Source organism: Pengzhenrongella sp., from assembly GCF_036565025.1.
In the GTDB taxonomy this organism is placed as follows: domain Bacteria; phylum Actinomycetota; class Actinomycetes; order Actinomycetales; family Cellulomonadaceae; genus Pengzhenrongella.
Genome location: NZ_DATCNW010000424.1, coordinates 1 through 5,442, shown reverse-complemented (window position 1 = coordinate 5,442; position 5,442 = coordinate 1). Strand labels below are relative to the sequence as shown.

General features: G+C 68.1%; 5 protein-coding genes. 1 reads left to right on the top strand and 4 read right to left on the bottom strand.

All coding sequences use genetic code 11. The annotated features are described in order from the left end of the window. Positions 1-137 precede the first annotated feature (137 nt). A complete protein-coding gene (locus VIM26_RS24400; protein WP_422662204.1) occupies positions 138-1,529 on the top strand; it encodes an IS1182 family transposase in 1,392 nt (463 codons plus the stop codon). Between the two features lie 329 nt (positions 1,530-1,858). On the opposite strand, the gene VIM26_RS24395 is transcribed toward VIM26_RS24400, so the two are convergent. From VIM26_RS24395 to VIM26_RS24380, 4 genes are all read right to left on the bottom strand, one after another. After that, on the bottom strand, positions 1,859-2,725 hold the full coding sequence (locus tag VIM26_RS24395) for an FAS1-like dehydratase domain-containing protein (RefSeq protein ID WP_331955931.1): 867 nt from the start codon (positions 2,723-2,725) through the stop codon (positions 1,859-1,861). A 1-nt stretch (position 2,726) separates the two neighbouring features. After that, positions 2,727-3,884 carry an acyl-CoA dehydrogenase family protein gene (locus tag VIM26_RS24390; protein WP_331955930.1) on the bottom strand — a complete coding sequence of 386 codons (1,158 nt, stop codon included), beginning with the start codon at positions 3,882-3,884 and terminating at the stop codon, positions 2,727-2,729. Between the two features lie 2 nt (positions 3,885-3,886). Then, on the bottom strand, positions 3,887-5,143 hold the full coding sequence (locus tag VIM26_RS24385; RefSeq protein WP_331955929.1) for an MmgE/PrpD family protein: 1,257 nt from the start codon (positions 5,141-5,143) through the stop codon (positions 3,887-3,889). After that, a partial coding sequence (locus tag VIM26_RS24380) for a CoA transferase (RefSeq protein WP_331955928.1) occupies positions 5,140-5,442 on the bottom strand: 303 nt, incomplete at its 5' end. The genes VIM26_RS24385 and VIM26_RS24380, both read right to left, overlap by 4 nt.

Sequence of the window (5,442 nt, the reverse complement as noted above, 5' to 3'; positions counted from 1 at the left end):
TAGGACCCCGTGTCGGTAACACGTAACGCGTTGGGGTTACGGGAGAATGGGGTATGTCGAAGCCGAAGGTGGCCCAGCAATCTGTGTTGATGGATGTGGAGCCGGGCGTTGCTGGTCCGGGACAGGCGAAAGCGCCTGTGGATAAGACGTTTCGGCGTTATGACCAGGATCAGCCGATGCTGTTGGCTCCTGATCTTCGGGACTGGTTGGCGGCCGATCATCCGGCGCGTTGGGTTGATGATCTGGTTGAGCACGGTCTGGACCTGGACGCGATCTACGCCGACTACACCGAGGTGCGGGGCGCTCCGCCGTATGAGCCGCGACTGATGTTGAAGATTCTGATCTACGGCTACTCCCATGGGATCACCTCTTCGCGGGCGTTGGAGCGGCGTTGCCACGACGACATCGCGTTCCGGTTCCTGACCGCGCAGGCGGCCCCGGACTTCGTGGCGATCAGCCGGTTCCGGGCCCGGCACGGCGCGGCGTTGAAGGCGCTGTTCACTCAGTCGTTGACGTTGTGCGCCCGGGCTGGTTTGGTCTCGTTGGGTCGGGTCGCCCTGGATGGCACGAAGGTGCGGGCGGCGGCGAGCCGGCACCGTGCGATGAGCTATGACCGGATGGTGCGGGCCGAGTCCGAGCTCGCCGGCGAGGTCGACGCGTTGCTGGCCGAGGCGGCGCGGTTGGACTCGGCTGAGGACGCCGCGTATGGTCCGGATCGCCGCGGGGATGAGTTGCCCGTTGAGCTGGCCCGGCGGGAAGGCCGGTTGGCCGCGATCCGGGCGGCGAAGGCCGCGTTAGAGGCCGAGCATGCCGCGAAGGCCCGTGCGCGGGCTGAGCAGGACGCGGCCGACCAGGGCCGCGACCCGGGCCAGGTCACGGCCGCCGGTGAGGCCGCTGAAGCTGCCGCGGTGGTCCCGGACAAGGCGCAACGCTCCTTCACCGATCCCGACGCTCGGATCATGAAGACCTCGGACGGGTCGTTCCACTACTGCTTCAACGGTCAGGCTGTGGTCGATGAGAAGAGCCAGGTCGTGCTCGCCGGGTCGCTGCGGCAGTCTGGCGCGGACGCCCCGGCCCTGCCGGACATGCTCACACAGATGGCTGAGTCGCTGACCGCGGCCGGGATCGGGGGCAGCCCGCGCACGCTGCTGGCCGATGCCGGGTACTTCTCTGCGGACAACGTGCAGGCGGTCACCGATGCGGGGATCGACCCGTTGCTGGCCACGGGGCGGCTCAAACATGGCGAGAAGCCGCCAGCGGCGCCACGTGGGCGGATCCCGAAAGACCTGACACCCAAAGCGCGGATGAGCCGCAAGCTACGGACCAAGAAGGGCAAAGCCGACTACGCCCGACGCAAGGCGATCGTGGAGCCGGTCTTCGGCCAGATCAACGTCGCCCAAGGCGGCCATCAACTCCGGCTCCGCGGCCACGCCAAAGCCGAATTCGAGTGGACCTTCCACCTGGCCTGCCACAACTTCCGCAAACTCGCCGGGTCCGGCTGGACTACCGCGCAGATGGCCACCAGCTGAAGGTGGCGGGGTCACCCTGGGCGCGTCAGTGGCCGTCACGGTTGGCTACCCCCACCGATCTCAACACTCCCGCGGCCATATCTGCGCAACGTCGCCCGCGCGCCGTCGAACGGCCACACATGGTCATGGAAGCCGACACCAAGTCAACCGTTACGGACTCGGGGTCCTAGGACGAACTCTGGGTTCGACCGCCGCCGGCAGCTGACGTGCACCGATCCGATTCTTGGTACTTCGACCAGCCTATGACGCCGATTTTATGGGAGTGGCCTCTTCGAGATAATCCATCAGTCGGTATGCATCGGGTAGGTATGGGCCCAGGTGCACGGGCCTCACAAGGTCCGATCGATACTGCTCGTGACGCAGTCCTGTTCGGGGTCGATCGGGCCGACGGTGCTGACGGCTGTCAGCGCGCCGTGCACGTCATGGACCTCGACGCCAGCATCCACACCATCGGCCCCCGCGACCACGGTGAACGTCTGCGGGCCGATCATCGGCGAGACGAGGCGGTAGGCGAACTGCCTGCCGACCAGTCCGTCGCCGTTGCGGCGAATCAGCTCGCCCATCATCAGGGCCTGCAGCGGGCCGTGCACGACCAGGTCGCCGTAGCCCTCCTCGCGGACCCAGTTGTGGTCATAGTGGATGCGGTGAGCGTTGTAGGTCAGGGCCGAGAACCTGAACAGCAGCGCCTCGTCCGCAGTCAGCGTGAGGGCCGGCTCCCGGGGCGCGGGCCCCTGCTCGTCCGGCACCGACTCGAGCGCTCCCACCTGAACGGAGAGGCTGGACCCGGAAGTGCGATAGACGATGTCGTTCTCGTCGACGATGCAGACCCTGCCGTCCTGGGTGTACTCGTTGCGGACCGTGACGAACGTGAGCGGTCCGGTGCTGCCCTGCTTCTCCGTGGTGTCGACGACCCAGGTCGTTCGGGTGGCGGGCAGTCCGAACAGCAACGGCGAATGCGTGCTGACCCGGCCGCCGGCGAACATCCGCTTCCGCCCCGGACCGGGCGGGGCCGGAATCCCGAATGTGGGGTGGCCGTCAGGACCAAGGTCGGCGTGCGGACGCTTCTCCAGCAGGTGGACCCAGTGCCATAGTGCGGGCAGCTCTCCGACAGGGATGTCAGTGCCGAGCAGGTTCGCGAGAGCCTCGGAGGGCTGCGTGGTGATCAGCTCGGTCCGGACGACTCGAGATGCGTTCATCTCAGGGCGCCACCGATCCACGTTTGATGAGCTGCCTCGCGATGACGTTGCGCTGGATCTCGTTGGTGCCCTCGCCGACGATCATCAACGGCGCGTCGCGGAAGTAGCGCTCGACGTCGAACTCGGTCGAGTAGCCGTAGCCACCGTGGATGCGCACCGCGTCCAACGCGATCTGCATGGCGGTCTCGGAGGCGAACAGCTTCGCCATACCGGCCTCCATGTCAGCGCGTTTGCCGGCATCGAACCTGCGCGCTGCATAGAGGGTCAGCTGGCGCGCGGCGGTGAGCTTGGTGACCATCTCTGCCAGGTAGTTGCCGATCGACTGGTGCTTCCAGATCGGCACCCCGAAGCTCTCCCGCTCCTGGGAGTACCGCAGCGAGTCCTCGAGTGCTGCCCGCCCGACGCCGAGGGCGCGACCCGCCACCTGGAGGCGGCCGACCTCGAGCCCGCGCATCATCTGGGCGAAACCGGTGCCCTCGGACCGGCCCAGCAGCGACGATACGGGTACGCGCATCTGCTCGAAGGCGATCTCGCAGCTCTCCACGCCCTTGTAGCCGAGCTTGGGCAGGTCGCGCGAGAGCGTGAAGCCAGGACCCTTCTCCACCAACAGGATTGAGACACCCTTGTGCTTCGGGCGAGCCTCCGGGTCGGTCTTGCAGAGCAGCGCGATCAGGCCGGACCTGCGGGCGTTGGAGATCCAGGTCTTGGAGCCGTTGATGACGTAGTCGTCACCGTCCCGTGTCGCGATGGTGCGCATCGCCTGCAGGTCGGAGCCGCCGCCGGGCTCGGTCAAGGCCATGGTTGCCCTCAGCTCACCGGTGGCCATCCGGGGCAGGTAGCCATCCTTCTGCTCCTTCGTCCCATGGTCCTGGATGAGCTTGGCCACGACGGTGTGACCGCCCATCGCGCCCGCCAGGCTCATCCAGCCGCGGGACAGCTCCTCGGTGACCAGCACATAGCACGGCGTGCTCACCCTGGCCTCGCCCCACGGCTGCGGGATGGCCAGCCCGAAGATGCCGAGCTCCTTCATCGTCGCGATCAGCTTCTCGGGGTAGGTGTTGTTGTGATCCAGCTCCTGGACAACGGGTTTCACATCGCGGTTCACGAACTCCCGCACGATCATGACGATCTCGCGCTCCTCGTCGGGCAGGCCCTCCATGGTCAGTCTCCTCGTCGTGTCAGGTGGGTGCGCAACAGGTCCGCCGCGGATGCCCAGGTGATGTCGTGGGGCTGGATCGGTATGCCGGCCAGGCAGTCCGCGACCTTGACGCGCAGCTCCGCCGCAGTCGCAGGGCTCTGTGGTGAGCCGGGCGGGTGGGTGAGAGTGCTCCTCCGGACTCTGCTCGGGCCAGCTCCCGCGGCGGTGTGGACCTCGACCTCGACCTGACCGGAGAGCAGGTGGTCTCCCCCGTCGGTCAGGTCGACCTCGACGAGCTCGATCAGTCGGGTGGCCTCTGACCGGTTCACCTGCTCGTCGCTGAACGTGGCGAAGCCGATGTGCTCGTCGAGCAGCGAGGCCACGACGGCATACTCCAGGCTGAACTTGGCCTCCAGGCCGGTCCGCGGCCGGGAGTGGATCAGTGGTTTGACGGTCACCCTCGGCGTACGCACCACGATCCGCTGGATCGACGACGCGCCAACGCCTTCGGCGCAAAGCTCGGCCCCCACGCGCAGTCCGGCAGCGGCACCGATCGGCCGCTGAAGCGCGTTGCAGCAGGGATAGAGCTTGATCGCCAGGCCGCCGGGGATGGCCGGGCCGGACTGGTCCACCCTCTCGGTCGACCCGCCGAGCAAGCCGATCCAGTCGTCCACGGCATACGGCTCCGAGCTTGCTCCAGCAGCCGCCAGCCGGGCGGCCCGTACGCCCGCGTCCGCGGCGAAGCCGACCTGCAAGGACTTGCCATCGGTGCCGAAGCTGCGTTGTACGCCACCCGCCGCCGGGACCGCGAGTGCCATGGCTCGCCCGACCCCGTCGGCGTCGAGACCGAGGGCCACCGCCGCCCCTGCCGCAGCGCCGATCGCACCGGCCGTGGTGGTTGCATGCCAGCCGGAGGCATAGTGCGGCCAGCCCAGCGCGGTGCCCACCCGAGCCATCACGCCCGCGCCGGCGAGATCGCTGCGCGGCCCCCCGCCCAGGCACAGCGCCACAGGGACGCAGACAGTGCTGATGTGCGTGGTGGAGGGCATGTGCAGGTCGTCGAAGTCGACGATGTGGCAGGCCACCGCCCCCTGCGCCACTTCGGGCAGGACCGCGGCGATGCGCAGAATCGGCTCCTCGCGGGCGGCCAGCCCCACGACGACGGTGTCCAGGAGGGCGCGGTCGGCCAGCGCGAGGTCCTCATCGCTCGGCCGCATGCCAACCGACCAGTCGGCAAGGCCGATGGCGACGCTGGGCCGATCGCTGCTCTCCAAGCTCATGAGCTCTTCTCTGTGCTGCTCGGGTCCGCGCTGCTCAGGCCGAGCTCGGCCAGTATCTGCTCCGTGTGTTGGCCGGGCGCGGGAATCGGCCCCATCACCGGTTCGTCCCCGTCCAGCACGGCCGGCGGCACCAGGGCCTTGATCGGCCCCACCGGCGATGCGACCTCGCGCCAACGGTCCCTGGCTGCGAGCTGCTCGTGTGCGACCAGCCCCGCGAGGTCACGCAGCCGTGCGTTGGCGATACCGGCGGCATCGAGCCGATCGATGGCGTCGTCGGCGCTCACGGTGCTGAAGGCTCT